Genomic DNA, 21,929 nt, shown 5'->3' with positions numbered 1-21,929 from the left:
GCCTTGTGCCGCGAAAGGGCTGCGAAGCAGCCCCGGCTATTTATGTGAAAACGCCGAAACCCGGGGGCGCTGCGCCCCCCTTTCGCGGCACAAGGCCGCTCCTACACACAGGGCGTTGCGCTGCAAGCGATTGCTTGACCCCGGCAGGAGCCATTCGGGAGGGCCATAGAGGCCCGCCAACACATGACAGGACCGCCGGGCGCCTTGCAGCGTCCGGACGGCCGATCTCGCCATAATAAAGATAATCGGGAGCCCCCCAATGGCCTTGGACATCATCGTTGTACTGATCTATGCCGCCGGCATGCTCGCCCTCGGCTGGTACGGCATGCGGCGCGCGAAGACCCACGAAGACTACCTGGTGGCCGGGCGCAACCTCGGCCCGACCCTGTACATGGGCACCATGGCCACCACCGTGCTCGGCGGCGCCTCCACCGTCGGCACCGTGCGCCTGGGCTACGTCCACGGCATTTCCGGTTTCTGGCTGTGCGCCGCCCTGGGCCTGGGGATCATCGCCCTCAACCTGTTCCTGGCCAAGCCGCTGCTGCGCCTGAAGATCTTCACCGTCACCCAGGTGCTGGAGCGCCGCTACAACCCGATAGCCCGCCAGGCCAGCGCGGCGATCATGCTCGCCTACGCGCTGATGATCGCGGTGACCTCGACCCTGGCCATGGGCACCGTGCTGCAGGTGCTGCTCGACGTGCCGTTCTGGATGGCCCTGCTGTTCGGCGGCGGCGTGGTGGTGGTGTACTCGACCATCGGCGGCATGTGGTCGCTGACCCTGACCGACATCGTCCAGTTTGTCATCAAGACCGTGGGCCTGATGTTCATCCTGCTGCCGGTGTGCCTGTACAAGGCCGGCGGCTGGGACGCCCTGGTGGCCAAGCTGCCGGCGGCCAGCTTCAGCTGGACCACCATCGGCTGGGACACCATCATCACCTACTTCCTGATCTACTTCTTCGGCATCCTGATCGGCCAGGATATCTGGCAGCGGGTGTTCACCGCCCGTGACGAGAAGGTCTGCCAGCGCGCCGGTACCACCGCTGGTATCTACTGCGTGCTGTACGGCCTGGCCTGCGCCCTGATCGGCATGGCCGCCCATGTGCTGATGCCAGACCTGGCCAACCCGAACAACGCCTTCGCCGAGATGATCAAGGGCCAGCTGCCCGAGGGCATCCGCGGCCTGCTGATGGCCGCCGCCCTGGCCGCGATGATGTCCACCGCCAGCGCGGGCCTGCTGGCCGCCTCGACCACCCTGACCGAAGACCTGCTGCCCAAGCTGCGCGGCGGCAAGCAGTCGAGCCTGGGCATCAACCGCCTGTTCACCCTGCTCACCGGCCTGGTGGTGCTGGGTATCGCCCTGGCGGTGAACGATGTGATCAGCGCGCTGACCCTGGCCTACAACCTGCTGGTGGGCGGCATGCTGATCCCGCTGATCGGCGCGATCTTCTGGAAGCGTGCGACCACCGCCGGGGCCATCGCCAGCATGACGCTGGGCTTCGGTACCGCGCTGCTGTTCATGTTCAAGGACGGCCTGGAGGCCAACTCGCCGATCTACTACAGCCTGGCGATCGGCCTGGTGAGCTTCGTGGTGGTCAGCCTGGCTTCGCGCAAGCCGGTGGCGACGGCGAACCTGGCCTGAGGCCACTTCCACGCCATCCCCTGTAGGAGCGGCCTTGTGCCGCGAAAGGGCTGCGTAGCGGCCCCTGTCTCGGCCAAGCGCTGAATCCGACGGGGCCGCTTTGCGGCCCTTTCGCGGCACAAGGCCGCTCCTACAGGGATGAGCGGTTCTAGCCGGTAAAACGCAAAAGGCCGCCGCATCACTCGGATGCGGCGGCCTTTTTGTCAGTGGTCAACGCCGACGCGGCTGGCGCTTGCGCTGTTCTTCGTCGGTCGGGATCGGCACCGGCTGCAACGGTGGCGGGAGCAGGCCCAGGGCGACGGCGAGGTCATGGAGCCAGTTGTACATGCGTTCGTTCATAGTGCCCCCTTGACGGGTCAGCCTCACGGTCAATCAAACTTGCGATGCGTCATACAGATCATAGACCTATGTCCTATATTGCGCATGCCTCTGTTCCTACAGATAGGGGCGATTTTGACCCGGATCAAGCGCTGATGGCAGCTTCCGACGGTCGGTCAATCGTTTCGCTTTGTTGCAAGTCGATCCAGGCCTGCAGATTCGCCCCGCGTTTGCCCTGGCGCCACATCAGCCAGGTCATCGCCTGGTCGAACGGCGCCTGCAACCGATGCGCCCGCACCTGCTCGCGACCCGGCAGGCTGTCGAGCATGGACTGCGCCATCAACGCCACCCCGGCCCCGGCGATCACGCAGGCCAGCATGCTCTGGTACGACTCGATCTCCATGACCCGCCCCATGGGCGTGTGGGCATGGGCGTACCAGGCTTCCAGGCGCATGCGGTACGAGCAGCCCTGACGGAAGGTGAACACCGCCTTGCCGGCGACATCCCTGGCACTGTGTACCACCGGGTGCTCGGGGCTGGTGATCAGCACCAGGGTTTCCTCGCACAACGGCACGCCATCCAGCCCGGCCAAGTTGAGCGGGCCGTCCACCAGCGCCGCGTCCAGCCGATGGCTGAGCACCCCCTCCAGCAGCTCGGCACTGGGCGCCGCCTGCACCTGCAGGTTCACCGCCGGGTAGGCCTGGTGGTAGCGCGCCAGCAGCGCCGGTAAATGAATGGCCGCCGTGCTGTACATGGTGCCCAGCACGAAATCCCCCGCCGGTTGGCCGCCCTGCACCGCGGCCAGCGCCTCGTCGCGCAGGTTGGTCAGCCTATGTGCATAGTCCAGCAGCACCTTGCCGGCCGGCGACAGCTGCAAGCGCTGGCGCTCGCGCAGGAACAGCTCCACCCCCAGTTGCTCCTCGAGCTGGCGCAGGCGCGTCGACAGGTTCGACGGCACCCGGTGCAATCGCTCGGCGGCGCGGGTCACCGAGCCCTCCTCGGCCACGGCCTGGAAGATGCGCAGTTGGCTGAACTCCATAGGATTCTCCAAAACAGAACAACTTGATCATCATTATTCAATTTTATTGAAAGTCAATGAGTCCTACCCTGCCATCCATCGCATCCCTTCGTGCAGGAGACTTTCCATGTCACCCATCGTGCAACTGCTGGCCAGCGCCATGGCGCTGATGATGGCCATGGGCATCGGCCGCTTTGCCCTCACGCCACAACTGCCCCGACTGATCGCCGAGGGCCAGTTCGACCTCACCGCCGGCGGCCTGGTCGCCGCCGCCAACTACCTGGGCTACTTCCTCGGCGCGGTGGACGCCATGTTCGCCCGCCAGCCCGCCCAGGTGCGCCTGCGTCTGCATGGAGGGCTGTGGCTGTGCGTGCTGCTGACCCTGGCCTCGTGGGCCGCCGACGGTTTCTGGAGCCACCTGCTGCTGCGTTTCGGCACCGGCGTGGCCAGCGCCTGGGTGTTGGTGATGATCGCCAGCCTCAGCCAGCAACTGGCCAGCGCCCATGGCCGCCAGCGCCTCGGCGCGCTGGTGTTCGCCGGGCCCGGCGTCGGCATCGCCGTAACAGGTGTGCTGGCCCTGGGCGCGCACCTGCTGGGGCTGGATTCGGCGGCCCTGTGGCTGGTCTATGGCATCGCCGCGCTGGTCATGCTGCTGGCGGTGCTGCCGTGGCTGCCACGGGCGCAGGAACCCGCCGCCACGCCTGCGGCCGTCAACGAACAAGGCCGTGGCACCGGCATCGGACGCCTGGGCCTGGTCTATGCGCTCTACGGGATCGGCTACATCCTGCCGGCCACCTTCCTGTCGCAGATGGCCAGCCAGCAGTTCCATGGGCAGTGGCAAGCCGACCTGTTCTGGCCCGCGTTCGGATTGGCATCGGCGCTCGGTGTGGCCATCGTCAGCCTGCGCCGCCCGGGGCGGACCTCCGCCTGGCTGACCACCACCCTGTGGCTGCAAGGGCTGGGTGTACTGGCCTGCCTGCTCGGTGGCGGTATCGGCCTGGCATTGGGCGTGCTGCTGTGCGGCGGGCCGTTCCTGGCCTGCATGCAACTGGTGATGCAGCGCTCACGGGAGCTGGCGCCGCATGCCACGCAGCGCAATGCCGGGTTGCTGACCGCGTGCTTTGCCCTGGGGCAGTTGAGCGGGCCGTTGCTGGCGGCGTTGAGCAGCCATTTCAGTGGTGGATTACAGCCAGCGTTGGTGCTGGCGGCGGCAGGGATGGGATTGGCCGGGATCTTGGCCAAGGGCTCCTCGCGCTCACAAGCCTGTGCCAGCCTGCAACAGGCAGGCTGAAGGAATACAGGCCCTATGGCGGGGCAAGCACCTACAGTCCTCGTGGGAGCGGGCTTGCCCCGCGATAGGGCCGGCTCCGCCGAACGCCTACCCCACCACCCTGCGCAACTGCTGCCGCACCCACGCCTCGGCGCTGACCATGACCACCCCGAGCAGCACCATCACCGCACCGATCACGAAGTTCAGGCTCAACGGCTCATCCAGCAGCAGCACGCCGAAAGTCACCCCGAACAACGGCGTGATGAAGGAAAACACCGCCAGGTTCGAGGCCAGGTATTTGCGCAGCAACCAGAACCAGGTCAGGTAGCTGACGAACGACACCACGATCCCCTGGAACAGCACACTGCCCACCGCCAGCGGGGTCAGCGAGAAATCGGCGATCTGCCCGCTCACCAGGGCAATCAGCACCAGCCCGACAAACCCCACCGCCAGCTGGTAGAACAGGGTCAGGGTCGCCGGCGCCTCGGACAGGCGCGAGCCGCGCACCACCACCGTGGTCGCGCCCCAGGCCAGGCCTGCCAGGATCGCCATGGCATCGCCCAGCAACATGCGTCCATCGAGGTGTTCGAGGGAAACGCCGCCGGCGAAGGCCAGGGCGATCCCCCCGAAGGCCAGCAGGATGCCCAGCCACTGCAACAGCCGCAGCCGTTCGCTGGGCATCATGAAATGCAGCCCCAGGGCGGTGAAGATCGGCGCGGTGTAGAGGAACACCGACATATGCGCCGCCGAGGTCAGCTTCAGCCCCTCGGCGATGAACAGGAACTCCAGGCCGAACAGCGCGCCGGCCAGCAATCCGGCGCGCCAGGTGCTGCCCACCTGGCTCCAGCCACCCCGCCAGCAGACCAGCAGCCCCACCAGCAGCGCGGCGATACCATTGCGAAACGCCGCCTGCATGACCGGTGCAATGTCCACGGCAGCGGATTTGATCAGCACCTGCTGGCAGCCCCAGATCAGGCACAGCCCCAGCATGACCTGGAAGGCGAAGGCGTCGGGGTTCTTGCGGACCGCGGTCATGGGCGGCCCCTCAGCGGGTTGAACGACATGGCAAGGCTCGGCAGTGAGAATGGATCCCGATTATCGGGTGACCGGCCTTGGCGATGCCAGCCTAAATTGACCCTCCGGCGATCTGCGCCTTGGCCGAGACGTGCTCGAAGGTAGCTTCGTCCAGCGCATCAGCCTGTTCATCGAGCACCTGGCGTGGGTGTTCGAAGCCCGGAATGCTGCTGTCGATCAGGCTGAGCAGGCGCGAACCGCGCGGGCTGAGGACGAAATTCTCGCCGTTGCCGCCTTCCGCTTCAGGCCGGCTCTCGATGAAACCCCGTTCCAAGAGGATCTTTTCGTACTCGCAGGCCTGGGCCTTGAGCTGGTTCAGATCGTCCGGCGCCTCGCCATCGGCGGCCAGCGCGGCGGCATGCTGCTCGGCATAGGGGCGTGGCGTGAAACTGTGACCGGCGCCGTTCTGCACTTCGTGCAGCAAGCGTTCGATCAGGTCCCAGTCGTATGTGCTCATGGGGTAAGCCTCCTGCTGTGGACAAGTAGGTACACAGCGTGGGACTGACAGAGGTTGCCAGGTGTTCAATCAGAAACCGAAGGGCCACCCCATTGCTCCTCGACGGCTAAAAGTCGTTCAGCATTTCACGTATGTACTCGGAAAAACTGTCCGCCACTTGATGCGCTTCACGGCTTACCGGGTCGATATCGACAACCACCCAGCCATTGTTCGTATCGAACCCCGAGCAGTACCCCTGCATGTCATCCCCGAACAGGAGGATGCCGTCCAGGGGGAGTTCATCATCTTCATCGTAGATCTGGTCTGGCGTCAGCAGGCCCTCATACAACATGTAGGCAGCCTTACCCACTTCACCCCAGCCAAGCTCCTTCATGAAGGCAACATAATCGGCCGGCACTTGCGAATGATCGGCAGTCAGTGCCGCGAGCACCTGCGCATTGACTGTCTCCAGTTTTGCAAGCAGGCCGGATGCCTTGTCCGGCTGCAGATCTTCATACCTGTCCACGACTGCTCCTTCCATATCACGAATCAGCCGAAACTCGATCACGACAACGCCAGGGTGGCGAACATGCTTTTTGCCCCGGGCTTAGCACTTATACAAATCGCAAAAATACTCATTGATACATTTCCCATTCAACACTTGTTTCGAATCGAAATCCAAGTTTTGAGAGACGACAACTCCTGGTCTCAGGCTCTCTGGAAAATCTTCAATCGATGCATACTCCCCTGGCACCAGAAACCTGAAGTAGTCTCCCATACTCGTAGGGCCTTCAAACCCAACGGGAAAATCCTCTTCCTCTCGGAAACCTTCGACGGCGTGATAGACAAAGAAACCTTTGTTGAAGGCAAGGCTGGCTTCACTGTAGATTCCTCGCTCTTCGAGATTGCGCAACAGCTCATCCAGAACGAAAGCCTTGTCTCTTCCTTGCCAGCGCCATGCCGAATACTAGTCCACCGTAAAGCCACCTTTCTTCAAAGGTGGCTACGACCGAAAGACCTCCTCCCACATGAATTCACTGAGGGTGTCCAGCATTTCCTCCGCTCCGCTCAGTGCCAGGAGCACTTTCGGAATATCACCAAAACAATTGTTCACCATGACCGCAATTCGACCAACTCTATCCATGGCCAACCACGTGTATAGGGTACCGAAGCCAGGTTCCCATTGTTCATCAAGGCTCATTACCGGCTCCCCTTAGGCCATGTCACCGCGCAATTTTCGCAAGTTTTTAAGATGGCGCCTGGAGGAACATCGCCTCGTCCCCAGCCCCCGATCAAAAGGGCACAGATTTATTATATAAACTCTAACTTCGACGCCTTCGATTCAGCGCTCAACGTTCTCTTCGGTAGAGGATTGACAAATAATTCTGTCCCCTTTTCGTCACAAGCCGGTATCTTGGTTATGGCTCGGGGTCACATAGACATCTCGCCGGTGCCGCCCATCCAACTGACTTCCGCCGCTATGTGACGTCGAGGCAGCAGCACAGGCAACTCAGTGCAGATAGCCCGTGCGCTCACCACTCGATTACTACATCCGGAGTGTATTTCTTGAAACATCATAACATATAGCAGTGGCAACTTTGCCCTTTCATACCGGTACCGGGATAGGTACATAGACAGCTTCTACTATCGCACTCTTGCCACTTTCCAAGTCTGGAGCGTAGAGCCCGATCTTGAGACCATCGGTCAGCAATTTCATACCGGAGCCATCGTCCTCGAATTCATAATTTACATGTTCCCGCTGGAAAAATCGCTCCAGCAAATCGACCGAAACCCCGAGAAGTGTCTGTCCCTGAAAGTCCAGAGATGCTTCAGGATAGTAAAGTTGCACCCCGCTCAAACTATCGTGCTGGTCATACCATGCCTTCATCAGCGCATCACCAAAGACATCCGTCGAATTCTCGGAGAAAGCAGTCTTGGCAAACACCTTGTAGGGGAGTTTTAACTTGGCCCTGACTTCATCGCGCCCGCGCATCTCGGCAAATACATCAAGCCCATCTTTCGAACTATACGTGAAATTCATGCAATCACCTTTTGATGAAGTCGTTCAACATAAAGGTAACAGATTTATTTACCAATGACGGCCTGGATGACTCAACGTGAGAACTGTCTTCAACGCCTGACTAATGACTGTTCCGTTCAATAGCATTTACTCAAGCGTGAGTGAACACTTCCACAACCGTCCATCTTGCGAAAACTCCGCACGCAATACTGGGCCTGCCCCCTCATAACGTACCCACGGGCGTATAAAACCGAGCAAACCATCCATCTTGCCCCCCCCCTGACTATCTGGAGGACCAAGCGCTTGCAAGAGGGCGTCTCGCCGCCAGCCTTGTGCATTCTGATCGAGAATGCTCCCTTGGTACGGAGCATAGCCCTCGTGGCTCTGCACGTAGATATGGATGTGATTGAGTCTGTGCGCTCGAAAGCCGAGCTCCAACCCACTATTGAGGTACTTATGATAAAGAGTCCTTCCGTCTGGGTCGTTATACGACAAGGGGGTCTCCTTCACCTGCGGCTGCTCACCAAGCACCGTAGCAAGCTCCTGAAAGTCATTGTCCCCTTGGTCTTTACCGACAAGGCTCAACAGCTTCATCCAGTCCATCAGTCAATCACCCCTGTCAGGCGGTTCCGTTCAAAAATCTTTCTGATTGCTTCTTCTACGATATCGGCTTGATAGCCCTTTTCCAACAGATTTTTTCGCAGTACATCAGTATCTCGACATACAGCGCCACATAGGTCAGCTGCATCTTGCTCCACCTGTGCTGCCGTGTTTTTGCCACCATGAGTGCGACCAGCGACGTGGATTTCTCGCGGAAGCTCTATCGCAGTGGCATTGTTGTAGAGCAATTTCGTCTCTTCATCTGTAAGCGGGCGGCCCAGCTCCTTCTCCTTGGCCTTACGCAAAGCGGCCATTGATGGAATATGGTCGTGCTCCAATCGATCCCCTACAACCTCCCGACTCTTCAGATCCTTGTAAGAATCCACTTCCAACTCTTTGACTGGATTTTTCGGTGACTTACTGCCTTTGTTCGTCACTACACCGGTAAGGATGGAAGCGGCAAGCTTACCACCACCGATTAAGAACTGATCGTAATCATCCTTCTCATTGAAATGAACCTCCGCGTCACCCTCTTTTTCCATGTATTTGGCGACGCGCTCACCGACATAATCCTGAAATTTGTCCAACCGCCTTGCCAACTCTTGGCCCAATGGCGTTTGCTCGGCGGCGCCCCAGGCTGCGGCCTGGATCACGGATTTCGGACCTTGCGTCAGTGCCAGCACCAGTGCGACGGCTTGTGCCGCTTCCGCATTCTGCTGCATGAACCGTTCAATACTTGCCAACGATCGCAGGTTTTCCTGCAACAAAGTGCGCCTGGCCACAACATCCGAGTTGCCCAGTACCAATGCACCGGCAGGATCATTGAGATTGGCCTCTTCCAATACCTGCTTGGCCCCTGCCACGACCTCTGGCTTGATGTTCCACAAATCACTCAATTGCTTGAGCACATTCTGTTGGAACTTCTCGTCGGCCATCATCGCCATGGCCTCACTGCGACTTTTGCCGCTGAGAATCAACTGCTCCAGCGTCTGCTCAGCGAAATCACGGCTGGTAATACTTGATACCCCGACTGCCATGTCCCGCCCCATTACACGCTCAAGCCGGTTCAGTGCAGCATTGAGGCCGGTGCTGGCCTGCTCAAAGTTCTTCAGCGCCGTCTTGTCGTAGTCGAGGAGACCATCGCTCCACTTCTGCAGCGTCTCTTTCGGATTCAGCGCATCATGCAGCGAACTGTCGGTCACATAGAGATCGGTACGCGACTCCTTGTCCCGCGTGATCTCATAGGCTTTGTCGAGATCACGGTTCAGTCCGACGGTGGAGTCCTGGCCGGTCTCGGCGTCCTTGCGCACAGTGATATCACCGGCACCCACGGTGGCGCGGACGGTCTGCTCGCGGTCCTTTTCATACTCCCAGCCACTGACGCTCCAGCTGGTCTGGCTCTTCGGACCCTTCTCGCCGTTGCCTGCACTTTCGGTGATCTTGCCGTTGGAAGGGTCCTGCCCGGAACTGGCCGCCCCCTTCTTCCAGCTGCCACCCACATTCAGGTAGTAACCGTGCTCCTTGTCCTTGCCGGCAATATCGCTGAAGCCCAGGGTACCGGTGTCGAGCTTGAGATTGCCGTTGTCGGCGGCGATCAGCGCACCGTCGAGCTGGGTGTGGTTCTCGGTGCGGATATCGACCTTGTCACGCCCGGTGATGCGCGTCTGGTCCTCGACCCACTCGGTCTTGCCAGTGGTCTTGCCATAGCCGACCGAGCCACTGACACCGGCACCCGGGCCCACGGTGACGGTGGCATTGATGTCGAACTCCTTGCCCTTTACCTCGCCTGTGTCGATCGCTGAGGCCACGTTGAGGTTGCCGCCGACACGGCCGATCACTTCGTCGCCGCGTACTTGGGCACCCTTGATGTTGGTGTCCTTGCCGCTGGTGAACTTCAATTGGTCACCGGCGTAGACATAGGCTTGCTCATGGCGCTGGGCCTCGCGCTCGAGATGTCCTTTGCCCAGGTTGACGCTGGCATACACCCCAACACCTTCTGAGCCGAAGGTCAGTCCCACCTCGCCACCGCCGCTGCGGCGGTTCTGCTCCTGCTGACTGTCATTTTGTGCGGCGCGGATGTTCAGGTCGTTGCCAGCGTTCAACTGGACATCACGCCCGCCCTTCACCTGGCTACCGATAATGTTCAGATCGTTGCTGGCTTCGATCCGGACATCGCGCCCGGCCTCCAGTTGCGCTGGCGTCGAAGTACCCTGCTGGCTGTCGTTGCTGGCAATGCCGTGGCTGCCACCAATACCAACTTTGAAGCCACCGCTGGTACCGCCGTGGATGCCCCCCCAGCTCTGCGACTGGCTGCTTTCCTGGCTGCTGCTGCCCTTGGCCACATCGATGTTGATATCGCGCGCCTTGACGTCGATATCCCGCCCGGCCTGCACCTGGCTGCCCTTGATATTGACGTCGTTGCCCGCCTGCAGCTTCACATCGTTGCCAGCGTCCAGCGTCGAGGGACGGTTGTTCTGTTCGACACTTTGCTGGCTGCTGGTCTGCTTGCTGCTGCCGATCTTGCCGTCACCGGTCGGGCCGGCGAGGAATTGACCGATCGCATCCAGGGTCTGCAGGGCGCTGGAGCCCTTGCTCACCCCATTCTCGCCCTTGCCGGTGTTGCTCAGCGCGTCCTTGGTCTTGCCCAGGTTATGGTTGACCGAGCCACTGATACCATGCCCCTCGTACTCACGCTCCAGTTCCTGGATACGGGTTTCGCGTCCCGCGTCGATGTTGATATCGCGACCAGCCCCCAGGCTGATGTCATGGCCAGCCACCAGGTCGGAGCCAGTCTGGTTGATGTCGCGACCGGCCTTGACATCCAGATCCTGCCCGGCCTGGATGCGACTACCCGCAGCCAGCTGCTCGCGCAGACGGTCCTTGGCCTTCTCCTTCTCGACACCGGCGAAGAAGTTCATGCCGTTGTCGTCACTGTCGAAACGCAGGCCTGTCTTGCTCGAACTCGACCAGTGCGAGTTGTCGCTCTGGTTCTGCGCGGCGCTGACATTGACATCGCGCCCGGCGTTGAGGCTGACGTTGCGTCCGGCGCTGACGCCGCTACCCAGCACGTTGATATCGCGGGCCGCCTGCAGGGTGGCGTCACGCTCTCCACTCACCTGACTGCCGACGCTGGTGCTGCTCCGAGCCTCCTGCCCGGAAGCCTTGGCCGAACCGATCGACACCGATGGCAGGACCGTGCCCGGTGCGATCGGCATCATCAGCGCTGCAGGGTTCAGGATGATCTCGGGGGAAAGCGACAGTTTGAACTTCTTCTTGTATTCCTCAGACCGGCTATATGCAGTGTCATTGGCCGACACGAGGTTGATGTCACCCTCCTTGTCCACCAAGCCAGCACGCAGCTCGACATCATTGCCGGCGCTCGCCTCGCTGGCCCGCAAACGCAAGTCGCTGCCAGCAGCCAGAACAATATCTTTACCCGCATCCAACTCGCTGCCGACCTGCGTGGCGCGGGTCTGCAGCTGGCTCTTGCCGCTCTTCGACAGGCCCAGGAAGCCGGACTTGGTCTTCTTGCTGTACTCGCCGTGCTCCTCGACGCCGGACAGCACCGCCACATCGCCGGTGGCACCGAGCATGACATCGCCGCCGGCCTTGAGCTGGCTGCCAATCACCGAGACATCGCGGCCACCGTCCAGGGCGATGCCGCCGTCGTCCTTCTTGCTGACGTTGACGGTCAGGTCGCCACCGGCCTCGATCACCGAAGCGACGTTGGTGCTGTGGTAGCTCTCTTTCTGCGTCGAGCTGCTGCGGCCGAACGAGCCCTTGCTCTTCTTCAGGTAGTACGAAGCGCTTTCGTTCTGCTCGGAGGCGATGGTCAGGTCGCGTTCGGCGTCGATGTCGACATCGCCCTTGCCCTTGACCTGGCTGGCGACGATGGCCATGTCCTGGCCCGCGGACAGCGAGACATCGCCACCAGCCTTGACCGTGGTCGAGACCTGGGTGATCTGGTCCTTGGACTGGGTGACTTTCTTGCTGCGGCTGAAGCTGTGGGCTTCGTTGGCAGCGGAGGTCAGGTTCAGGTCCTCGCCCGCGGCCAGGGTAAGGTTGCGGCCCGCGTCGATCTGGCTGGCCACGGCGGTGAGGTCGCGGCCGGCGCCGAGGCTCAGGTCGCGACCGGCGCTGACCGTGGCGCCGTGCTGCTGCACCGTGCTGCTGCGCTGGCGATCGGTGTAGAAGCCTTGACGTTCCTCGACCGACAGCAGACTCACATCACGACCGGCACTGAGCGACAGGTCGCCGCCGCTCTGGATCACGCTGGCGACGTTCTTGATGTCCTGCCCGGCCTTGAGGCTGAGGCTGTTGCCGGCCTCGATACGCGCGGCGCTTTCAAGATAATCCTTCTGCTCACGCACGCCGCCGTAAACGATGTCCGTGCGCGTGAGGTCGCGTCGGTTGATCAGGTCACCGTTGATGGCGGTCAGGCTGACGTCACGACCGGAGACGATGCCGCCAGCACTGTTGACCAGGCTGTTGCCGGCCAGCAGGTCCAGGCGCTCGCCGGCCTGGACCAGGCCGGTGTTGGTCAGGTCCTTGCCGGCGGTGGCGCTGAGGTTGCGCGTGGCACGCAGCGTGCCTACGTTGTCGAGATTCTCCCCGGCGATCAACTGGACGTCCTGCCCCGCGATCAGCGCACCGTCAGGCGCCAGTCGGCCATTGGCATGGGCCAGGTACAGCACTGGCGCAAGTACCTGCTCACCATTGATCTCGCGTGCTTCGAGCCAGACGATGTCGTGGGTCAACGCCGCGACCTGGGCGGAGGTCAAACCGACACCCAGACTCAGGTTGAGCTGGTCCTTGCTGCGGATGGCATTGTCCATCAGGTGCTTGTACAGCTGCTCGCCGGAGGTCTGGCCATCGATGAACTGCTGGCCGGTGCGAGCCACCACCGCCTGCTGGATCAGGCGTTGCTCGTAGAAGCCGTCACCCAGACGCTTCCAGCTCTTGTCCGGATCGAAGCCCAGGTTGCCAAGCAAGTAATCGGAGCTCATGAACTGCTTGAGGTCGGTCAGCACCGGATTGGTTTCGATCAGATACTTGTGCGGCTTGCTCGTGTACTGGCTATCCGGCAGGCGAGTGACGCCCGCAATCCAGGGGCGAGCGCCGATACCCGGCTCCTGCGCTACCAGCTCGGCGGCCTGCGCACCTGCGCTCGGTGGGGGAACGTAGGTATCCACGGCCTCGCCCGCAGGCGCATTGACCCCGATGACACTGGCCTTGGCAGCCGACTCGACACGCTGGTGGGCAACGCGATCGATTGCCTGCTCACTTCCTCTGGACGCGGACGCATCCATTGCCTGGATCGAGCCCGGTCGGGAACTGGCCAGCACCTCACGCTCATGCGAGGTGACAGTGGCGTTGCCCAATGTCCAGCGCTGGGCGGTGCCAGTGGCTGCATCGCTGCCTTTGCCACTCAGGCGGAACAGGCCATTCTGCCCGGCTGGCAGGCTGAAGCCTGGCAGGGTGGTGGGATCGACCTGTCGCTGGGCCAGATCAGGTGGCAACTGCGCATTCAGGTTGACCACCGTGGGCTGCGTCACGCTGGATACCTGGGTATCGAACGAGCGATTGCTGGTAGCCGCTGCCGCCCTGTTCACAACGATATTGCTGATGCTGCCTGCGGCAGTGAGCTTGGCCGTACCGGCGGCCTGGATGACCGCCGGGGCGATGAACTTCTGATCCGGCTGGACCACGGGCTCTGCATCGATGCCGTAAAATACCCCGGGGTCGAACTTCGCGACCAATGTGTTGAAGGCGGCTTCGTCGAACGGCCCGGAACGTGGGTGGGCCTGGTTGTAGGCGTTTACTTCGTTGATCAACTGGAAGAAATAGCCCGTGGAAACCTTGACCCCAGGCCCCACTTCCCTTGCAACGGTTCCCGACCTGGAACGCTCGCCCTCGTTGTCAATGCTGCCGGCAGTGATGGTGAGATCGTTGGCCGCCGAGATGACGCTTCGAGCATTGAGGACACTGCCTGCGCCAATGGTCAGGTCACGCCCGGAAACCAGGGTTGCCGTGGGCGAGTCCTCGTGAATCACGGTCTCGAGGGTCTTGTAGATATGCACCGGGCCCCTCACCCACCGCGATCCCTTGCAATGCTGGACGCAGTAGATGGTCATGTAGCCATCGGTGATCTGGTGGCTGGCCCTGAACTTGTCGCGTTTGTTGACGAAACTGGATGCCTGCAGGTTGATGTCACCGGCCGCCTCGACAGTGCCGGAGCTGTTCAGGAAGGTTGCCGCAGAACTACCCGCGGTGACGCCGGCAACCAGCAGATTGCCCAGGCTGTACACATCCGCGTAGCGATTGCTGAAATCGGCGGTGCTAATCGTCATGTCCCGCCCACTGAACAGGAAACCTCGACTTCCGTCGGCAGCCTGGTCGTTGTGGACGGACTGGGCGATCAAGTTCAGGTTGCGTGAAGCGGCCAATGCACCGTAGTTGGACAGGCTGCCCGCGTTGATCGTCAGGTCATTGGCCGCCGACAAGCGCCCGAGGTTGCTCAGCTGGTCGCCGATGTTGACCACAATGCTGTCGCCACCGGCGATGCTTGTGGCGGTGCCCAGGCTCATCTGCGCCGCAGTCAGGGTCATGTTCCCCAGGCTGGTCAATCGGCCGTTGCCCGAATAGGCACCACCCAAGGTCAGGCTCAATGTGCCATCGCTGGCAATCAACCCGTCATTGAGCCAGTTGCCGCCCGTGCCCAGCAACGCCTTGGTCGCCAGCAACTGCCCGCTCGAGGTCTGGCTGAAGTTGTTGACATTGAGGTTGAGCGTGCCGGCTTGCAGCACGCTGCTGTTGACCCAGCTGTCGGCACTGAGATTCAGGGTGCCATGCGTCAACAGGCGACCTCCCGCCGCCATGACCTGCTGGCTGCTGACACCGAAATCGCCATTGCCGACGTGTGCGATGCTGCCCCCGGTGTTCACCAGATCGCCGATGACCAGGGCAAGATCGGTGTTGGCGGTTTCCACGGTTCCGTTTCGGTTATCCAGCACCCCGCCGATCTGGAATCGCGTTGTGCCGCCGTTGCCCAGGGCACGCAGTTTCCCCGCCTGGTTGTCCAGGCTGGCGGCCGTGATGGCGAAAGTACTCGCGCTTTCGACGATGCCGCCACGGTTGTCCAGGGCGCCGCTCAGCCCGATGTCGATACGCTGGCCGACCATCTCGCCACGCGCGTCGCCACCGTTGAGCAGGCTGGTGCCGGTGACCTTGAGCAGGCCACCGGCGGAGATGCCGCCGTCACGGTTGTCCAGCTGCCCGGTGCGGATCAGCGCATCACCGCCCAGCGCCGCGATGCGCCCGCCGTGGTTGTCGAGACTGGCGCTCTGCAGATCGAGGCCCAGGGCCTGGAGAATGCCACGCTGGCCATTGGCATCGCTGCCATTGCGCAGCACACCGGTGGTGCGCACGCCCAGCGACTGCTTGAGGCTGGCAAGGACGCCGCCGCGGTTGTCGAGGGTGTCGGCGGTGACTGTGAGCGCGCCATCCTGGGCGATCAGCTTGCCGCCCTGGTTGTCGAGCACGCCGTTGGCCTGCACGCTGATCGCGCCCTTGGCCTGCACGGTGCCCTTGGCATTGTTCAGGCTTGCCGCCTGCAGGCTTACGTCTCCCTGCTGGCTGTAGATCAGGCCATCGCCCGTGTTGCTGAGCGCCCCGCTGCTGTTGAGCACGAGCGCGCCATTGGCGGCCAGGGTGCCGCGCTGGCTGTTGTCGATGCTGCCGGCCAGCACCTTGAGCAGGCCCTGGCTGGCGATCTGGCCAGCCCGGTTGTCGACCAGCCCGGCGCGCTGGATCAGCAGGTCCTTGCCGGCGAACAGCGTGCCCTTGCGGTTGAGCAAATCGCCGAGCAGGTCGAGGGTCAGGGCGCCCTGGGCGGCGAGGTTGCCGTCGTTGTTGTTCAGGCTCGCGGCGGTCAGGCCGAGGTCCTGGCGGGTGGCCACGCGGCCGCCGTGGTTGTCGAGGGTGCCAGCGCTGATGACCAGCTTTTCACCGGCATCGATCAGGCCGCCTTCATGGTTGTCCAATGCCGCCTTGATCGTCAGTTGCTGGCCGCTGCCGCTGGACAGGATGCCCTTGGCACTGTTGTCCAGGCTGTCGGCCTTGACATCCAGGCGCTGCTGGGCGACCAGCGCGCCGCCATCACTGTTGCGCAGGACGCCGGCCACGGTCGCCTGCACGGCGCCGGAGCGACTCGACAGCGTACCTTGCTGGCGGTTGTCCAGGCTCTGGCCGGTGACGGTCAGCCCCTGCCAGCCCGAAACCAGGCCGTTGCGGTTGTTGATCGCGCCGCTGGTGATACCCAGGGTCTGTTCGCTGATCAGCTTGCCGTCACGGTTGTCCAGCTCGCTGACATCCAGACGCAGGGCCTGGGCGGTGGAGATCTCGCCGCCCTGGTTGGTGAGCTTGGCCAGGTTGGCGAGGGTCAGTGAGCCGGCGGTGGTGATCAGGCCGGCGCCGTTGTCGAGGTCGGCGCCGAGCAGGTCCAGCGCAAGGCTGCTGCCGAGCAATTTGCCGCCGTGGTTGTTCAGGCCCTTGCTGGTGAGTGTGAGCGCGTCCTTGGCCTCGATGCGACCGCCGTCGCGGTTGCTCAGCAAGCCATCTACGGTCACCTGCAAGCCACTCTGGCTGCTCAGGGTGCCGCCGCTGTTGTCCAGTACGCCGGCATGAACCTCCAGCGACTGGCCACCGATCAGGCCCTTGAGGTTGTCCAGGCGCTGGCTGATCCGCAGCAGCAGGTTCTGGTCACTGAGCAAACGACCGTTGCTGTTGTCCAGTTGCTCGGCGGCGAGGGTGAACGCTTGCGCGCTGGAAATCTCGCCACCCTGGTTGACCACGGTCTTGAGATTGTTCAGCACTAGCGACGGGGCATTGATCAGGCCGCCACGGTTGTCCAGATGACCATGGCCCAGGTCTAGGTTCACCGAAGTGTCGCTGAACAGCTTGCCGCCCTGCTGGTCGAGGCCGGTGACCGTCGCGCTGAGTGCTTCGCGGCTGCCCACGCGACCGCCGTCGCGGTTGTCCAGCTGGCCGGCGTGCAGAGTGAGGGTGCGGTTACTGCTGACACTGCCCTGGCGGCTGTTGTCCAGGTAGCCGGTGGTAATGGCCAGCGCGCCCTTGCTGGCAATAACGCCTTTGTCGATGTTTTCCAGGCTGGCGCTGGCCAGGGTGATATCGCTGTCGCTGAGCAATTCGCCAGCCTTGTTGAGCAGCACGCCCGTCGTGGTCAGCTTCAGGCTGCCGGCACTGTCCAGTTTGCCGGTGCTGTTGTCCAGGCTTTGCGCAGCCATCACCAGCTGGCCCTCGGCACTGATCAGGCCGAGGCGGTTGAGCGCCGCGCCGGTCAACGTCAGGGTCATGTCCCGCTGGCTGGTCAGGCGGCCACCGTCGTTGTCCAGGGTCAGGCCGGTCAGGGTCAGGCCGGTCTGGGCCTCGATACGTGCCTTGTTGCGGTTGAGCAGGCCCTGCAAGGCGAGGGTCATGCCGGTGCCGGCGACCAGCAGGCCGCCGTCGCTGTTGTCCAGCGAGGTGCCGGTCACGCCGACGGTGGCCTTGCCGGTGATCTCGCCGCCACGATTGTCGATGCGATCAACGTCCAGGGTCAGCGCGCCGTTGCTGCCGAGCAGGCCCGCCTCGCGGTTGTCCAGCTCGCCGCCCTTGACCCGCAACTGCTCCAGGCTGACCAGCGAACCCGCAGTGTTGAGCAATGTGCCAGCCTGGATCTCACCACGGCCTTTGCCGGAGACCTTGCCCTGGCGGTTGTCCAAAGTGCCGGCGTCGATGTTCAGGGCGGTGTCGCCCACAAGAATGCCTTGGCGGTTATCCGCGCGGGTGGCGCGCAGGTCCAGGCCCTTGGCCGAGACCAGACCCTTGGTATTGTCCAGTACCTGGGCGATACGGACCGTCAGATCCTGGTCGCTGATCAGTTTGCCCTGGCGGTTGTCCAGCGTCGTGGCGGCGAGGGTGAAACCTTGCGGGCTGACGATCTCGCCGCGCTGGTTGTCGACGCTGCCGAGGTTGTTCAGCACCAGCAGCGGAGCCTTGATCAGGCCATGGTTGACCAATGCGCCCTGGCCCAGATCGAGGGTGATCGAGGCCTTGCTCAGCAGGCGCCCGGCCTGCTGGTCGAAGCCCGTGGCGGTCAGGCTCATTGCGCCATCGCTGTCGATGCGGCTATCGCTGCCTGCATTGTTGACCTGGCCAGCCTCGATGGTCAGGCGGTCGTTGCCGACCACATGGCCACTGTCACGGTTGTCGAGGGTCCCGGTGGCGATGTCCACGGCTCCCTGCGCGCCGATCTCGCCGGCACGGTTGTCCAGGCTGGCGCTGCGCAGGTCGAGGGTGCCGTCGGCGGTGATCGAACCGCGCTGGTTGTCTACCTTGCCGGTGGTGGCCAGGGTGAGCTTGCCGGCGCTGCTCAGCTCGGCGTCGGTGTTGTCGAGGCTGGCGGCGCCGATATCGAAGTCACCTTCGCTGGTCAGCAGCCCCTTGCCGTTGTCGAGTGCCTGGCTCAGGCGCAGGCGTGCGCCCTGCTCGCCGGAAACACGCCCGTCGCGGTTGTCCAGGGTCTGGCCGTCGAGGGTCAGTTGGCCCTTGCCGCGCAGCAGGCCCTGGGCCTGGTTGATGACTTCGGCCACCGTCAGCGTCAGGTCGGTGTCGGCCAGAACCTGGCCGCCGGTGTTGTCCAGGCGCTGCCCGGTCAGGCTCAGCGCCTTGGCCGCGGACAGCTCACCGCCACGGTTGTCGACGCTGCCCACGGTCAGGTGCATACCCTGGCCGGCACCCAGCACGGCGCCCTGGCGGTTGACCAGCGAATCGCCCTTGAGGGTCAGCTTGCCATCGGCGGACAGTTTGCCGCCGAGCTGTTCCAGGCGCGTGACCTGCCCATCGAGATCGCCACCGCTGGTCAGGCTGCCACCGCTGTTGTCCAGGTGGGCAGCGACCAGATCGAGGTTGCCCTTCGCACCGAAGATGCCGAGCTGGTTAAGCAGTTCGGTGCCATTGAAACGCACCCCGGCCTGGCCGCTGACCAGGCCCTGGTCGCGGTTGTCGAGGTGGTCAATGGTCAGCGTCATCGCGCCATCGCCCTCGATCTTGCCGCCGCGATTGTCCCAGCGCTGGCCTTGCAGGGTCAGCAGGTCCTTGCCCTGCAACCGGCCGCCACGGTTGTCCAACTGCCCCGCGTCGATATCAGTAGCACCCTGGCCATTCACCAGGCCCTTGGCCTGGTTGTCGAGCAGGCCGGTGACCTTGGCGGTCAGCGTGCCATCGCTGAGCAGCTTGCCCTGCTCGCGGTTGTCGAGGCTGGCAGCGTTCAGCGTCAGGGCCTTGCCGGCAGCCAGCACACCTTGGCGATTGTCCAGCGCCTGGGCGACTACCAGCTCCAACGCCCCACCCGTTACCGTACCCTCGCGGTTGTCGAGGCTGCCGGCCTTTACCTGGCCGTGGCCGGTGCTGGATATCTCGCCGTGCTGGTTGTCGATGGCTGCGCGGGTGGTCAACTCCAGGCCGGACTTGCTGGTGACCACGCCGCCCTGGTTGTGCAACGCCAGGGCCTGGATATCCACGCCGTCGGCCGAGACCAGGCCATCCAGGTTGTCGAGCAACTGGTCGAGGCGCACGGTCAGGGCCTGCTCGCTGTAGAACTTGCCACCGGTGTTGTCGAGGCTGCGGCCCGTCAGGGTGAAGGCCCCCTTGCTGGAGATCTCGCCACGCTGGTTGTCGATATCGGCCATCTGCCGCAGACGCAGCTGGTTGGCGGTGATCTCGCCGTCGCGGTTGTCCAGCCGGCCATGGTTCAGGTCGAGGGTCAGCTCGGTGACGCTGCTCAGGTGGCCACCTTGCTGGTCGAGCAGACCGACGTTGACCATGACCGCCTGGTTGCCGCTGATATGGCCGCCCTGACCGTTGTTCAGGGCCTGGGCGGTAAGGTCAAGGGAAGTCTGGCTGGCGATCCGGCCGGTCCGATTGTCGACCAGTCCCTGGCTGGTGACGGTAATGCCCCGGTTGGCCAGGACCTTGCCATTGCGGTTGTCCAGGCTGCCAAGGTTCAGGGCCAAGGCATCGAGGCTGGACAATTCACCGGCCTGGTTGTCGAGATGCGCCCAAGTGGCGTTCAACGCGCCTTGGCTGGTGATCTGGCCACGCTCGCTATTGAGCAGTTGCCCGCCGGTGAGGGTCATGCGCCCGTCACCAACAACCTTGCCCTGCTGGCGGTTGTCCAGCGTTGCGGCGTTGATGCCGACATGGCGCCCGGCGCTGAGGCTACCGCCCTGGTTATCCAGGCGGCCGCCCGTGGACAGCGTCAGGTCACCGCTGGCGATCAAGCGCTGGTTGCGGTTGTCCACGGCACCGGCGCTGATCTTCAGGTCGGCGTCGGCCGCGCGGCTGCCATCGGCCTGGATACCGGCCTGGATGCCCGCGAGGTTGCTCAGCTGGCCAGCTGCGTCCAGTTGCACCGAACCCGCCGCAGTCAGCCCCTGGTGGTTGACCAGGTCACCGCGGCTTTCCACCTGCAGTTGCTTGCCGGCATGCACCGGCCCCTGGGTTTCGATACCGGTCGCCCGGATGCGCACATCGCCCCCGGCGCTGGCCTGAACCATGCTCAGCTGGCCATTGGCATCGAGCTGGATATCGCCACCGCTGGCAATCATCCGCCCGTCGAGGCGCACACCGACACCGGCCTCGGTCCCGACCAGCCTGACCGCGCCGGCATACATGCCGCCCAGCGCGCTGGAGTCGATCGCCAGGCTCGGCTTGGCGCTGCCGTCGTCAGCACGCGCTGTGGCCGCCAGGGTGCGGGCATCGACATCGTTGCGTCCGGCGACGATGGCCAGGTTGCGGGCCTGGATCTCGGCGTTGATCTTGGTACTGCGGGCAATCAGCTCGAAGCTGTCGACGTTGCTGGCATTGATCCCCGCACCTTCGATGGCGATGTGGCCCTGGTCGACCTGGTAACGGGTCAGCTGGCCGTTCTCGATCACCGGCTTGCCGGTAGTCAGCGTGGCCTGCGGCGTGTTGATGAAGCCGCAGCCATCGCAGGTGATGCCGTGGGGGTTGGCGACGATGACATGCGCCGCATGCCCGGCCACTTCGGTATAGCCGCGCAGCTGGCTGGCGTTGGCGCCGTTGACCTCGTTGAGGATGGTGCTGGCCGCCTGGCCCTGCAGATTCTGGTTGCCAAGGATGATCCCGCCCAGCTGGGTAGCCTGGGTGCGCTCGGTGGCGTTGTTGAGGATCAGCCCCTGCTGGCCGACGTTGTAGTCACTGAACTGGTTGTGCGACAGCCCGCTGCCGTTGGGCGCGGCGATGTTGACGATCGGCACGCCGTTGCCCGCCTGGCCGAGGCTGGTCCCTGGCCCGCTGACCACCACACCTTCGGCGGCTTGCGCCCACAGCGGCTGCCAGAACATGGCGTTGGCCAGCAGGAAGGCCAGGCCACGCTTGGGCAACCCGCAGAAATGCTCACGGGGCTGAATTGCGGCCGAGCGTTGGCGGGCCAGGAAGGCAAACAGGCGAACGTCCATGTCAGGTCTCGTG

The 21,929-nt window shown here is 63.2% G+C and carries 12 protein-coding genes; 2 read left to right on the top strand and 10 right to left on the bottom strand.

Annotation, left to right across the window (positions count from 1 at the left end; translation table 11 throughout):
• Positions 1-259 precede the first annotated feature (259 nt).
• Positions 260-1,639, top strand: a complete 1,380-nt coding sequence (locus K2O50_RS07095; RefSeq protein WP_050706775.1) for a sodium:solute symporter — start codon at positions 260-262, stop codon at positions 1,637-1,639.
• A 210-nt stretch (positions 1,640-1,849) separates the two neighbouring features.
• Here the strand turns inward: K2O50_RS07095 and K2O50_RS26595 are convergent, their stop codons facing one another.
• Together K2O50_RS26595 and ptrR are read right to left on the bottom strand one after the other, a co-directional pair.
• Positions 1,850-1,978 carry a PA1414 family protein gene (locus tag K2O50_RS26595; protein ID WP_256206021.1) on the bottom strand — a complete coding sequence of 43 codons (129 nt, stop codon included), beginning with the start codon at positions 1,976-1,978 and terminating at the stop codon, positions 1,850-1,852.
• Positions 1,979-2,102: 124 nt separating this feature from the next.
• Positions 2,103-2,996 carry a putrescine utilization regulator PtrR gene (ptrR, locus tag K2O50_RS07090; RefSeq protein WP_050706776.1) on the bottom strand — a complete coding sequence of 298 codons (894 nt, stop codon included), beginning with the start codon at positions 2,994-2,996 and terminating at the stop codon, positions 2,103-2,105.
• A 106-nt stretch (positions 2,997-3,102) separates the two neighbouring features.
• Between ptrR and K2O50_RS07085 the strand changes: the two genes are divergently transcribed.
• A complete protein-coding gene (locus K2O50_RS07085) occupies positions 3,103-4,266 on the top strand; it encodes an MFS transporter (RefSeq protein ID WP_050706777.1) in 1,164 nt (387 codons plus the stop codon).
• Positions 4,267-4,353: 87 nt separating this feature from the next.
• On the opposite strand, the gene K2O50_RS07080 is transcribed toward K2O50_RS07085, so the two are convergent.
• The 8 genes from K2O50_RS07080 to K2O50_RS07045 all read right to left on the bottom strand — a co-directional run bounded on the left by K2O50_RS07080 (position 4,354) and on the right by K2O50_RS07045 (position 21,916).
• Positions 4,354-5,280, bottom strand: a complete 927-nt coding sequence (locus K2O50_RS07080) for a DMT family transporter (RefSeq protein ID WP_050706778.1) — start codon at positions 5,278-5,280, stop codon at positions 4,354-4,356.
• 91 nt (positions 5,281-5,371) lie between these two features.
• Positions 5,372-5,776 carry a hypothetical protein gene (locus K2O50_RS07075; RefSeq protein ID WP_050706779.1) on the bottom strand — a complete coding sequence of 135 codons (405 nt, stop codon included), beginning with the start codon at positions 5,774-5,776 and terminating at the stop codon, positions 5,372-5,374.
• 106 nt (positions 5,777-5,882) lie between these two features.
• A complete protein-coding gene (locus K2O50_RS07070; RefSeq protein WP_050706780.1) occupies positions 5,883-6,281 on the bottom strand; it encodes an SMI1/KNR4 family protein in 399 nt (132 codons plus the stop codon).
• An 81-nt stretch (positions 6,282-6,362) separates the two neighbouring features.
• Positions 6,363-6,668 carry a hypothetical protein gene (locus K2O50_RS07065; RefSeq protein ID WP_218188899.1) on the bottom strand — a complete coding sequence of 102 codons (306 nt, stop codon included), beginning with the start codon at positions 6,666-6,668 and terminating at the stop codon, positions 6,363-6,365.
• 90 nt (positions 6,669-6,758) lie between these two features.
• Complete coding sequence (locus K2O50_RS07060) at positions 6,759-6,956, bottom strand: hypothetical protein (RefSeq protein WP_050706781.1); 198 nt, start codon at positions 6,954-6,956, stop codon at positions 6,759-6,761.
• 405 nt (positions 6,957-7,361) lie between these two features.
• A complete protein-coding gene (locus K2O50_RS07055; RefSeq protein WP_050706782.1) occupies positions 7,362-7,796 on the bottom strand; it encodes a hypothetical protein in 435 nt (144 codons plus the stop codon).
• Positions 7,797-7,922: 126 nt separating this feature from the next.
• Positions 7,923-8,378, bottom strand: coding sequence for a hypothetical protein (locus K2O50_RS07050; protein ID WP_050706783.1), 456 nt, complete (start codon positions 8,376-8,378; stop codon positions 7,923-7,925).
• Positions 8,378-21,916, bottom strand: coding sequence for a hemagglutinin repeat-containing protein (locus K2O50_RS07045; protein WP_050706784.1), 13,539 nt, complete (start codon positions 21,914-21,916; stop codon positions 8,378-8,380). The genes K2O50_RS07050 and K2O50_RS07045 overlap by 1 nt, the downstream gene beginning before the upstream one ends.
• Positions 21,917-21,929 lie beyond the last annotated feature (13 nt).

The organism is Pseudomonas sp. 2hn, from assembly GCF_019646095.1.
Lineage (GTDB): Bacteria > Pseudomonadota > Gammaproteobacteria > Pseudomonadales > Pseudomonadaceae > Aquipseudomonas > Aquipseudomonas peradeniyensis.
This window is presented reverse-complemented; position numbering and strand designations above follow the sequence as displayed.

Bases quoted from the DNA above. Each gene is read 5' to 3' on its own strand.
- K2O50_RS07080 (WP_050706778.1), bottom strand. From the start codon at position 5,280: ATGACCGCGGTCCGCAAGAACCCCGACGCCTTCGCCTTCCAGGTCATG.
- K2O50_RS07085 (WP_050706777.1), top strand. From the start codon at position 3,103: ATGTCACCCATCGTGCAACTGCTGGCCAGCGCCATGGCGCTGATGATG.
- K2O50_RS07045 (WP_050706784.1), bottom strand. From the start codon at position 21,916: ATGGACGTTCGCCTGTTTGCCTTCCTGGCCCGCCAACGCTCGGCCGCA.
- K2O50_RS07075 (WP_050706779.1), bottom strand. From the start codon at position 5,776: ATGAGCACATACGACTGGGACCTGATCGAACGCTTGCTGCACGAAGTG.
- K2O50_RS07050 (WP_050706783.1), bottom strand. From the start codon at position 8,378: ATGGACTGGATGAAGCTGTTGAGCCTTGTCGGTAAAGACCAAGGGGAC.
- K2O50_RS26595 (WP_256206021.1), bottom strand. From the start codon at position 1,978: ATGAACGAACGCATGTACAACTGGCTCCATGACCTCGCCGTCGCCCTG.
- K2O50_RS07060 (WP_050706781.1), bottom strand. From the start codon at position 6,956: ATGAGCCTTGATGAACAATGGGAACCTGGCTTCGGTACCCTATACACG.
- ptrR (WP_050706776.1), bottom strand. From the start codon at position 2,996: ATGGAGTTCAGCCAACTGCGCATCTTCCAGGCCGTGGCCGAGGAGGGC.
- K2O50_RS07095 (WP_050706775.1), top strand. From the start codon at position 260: ATGGCCTTGGACATCATCGTTGTACTGATCTATGCCGCCGGCATGCTC.
- K2O50_RS07055 (WP_050706782.1), bottom strand. From the start codon at position 7,796: ATGAATTTCACGTATAGTTCGAAAGATGGGCTTGATGTATTTGCCGAG.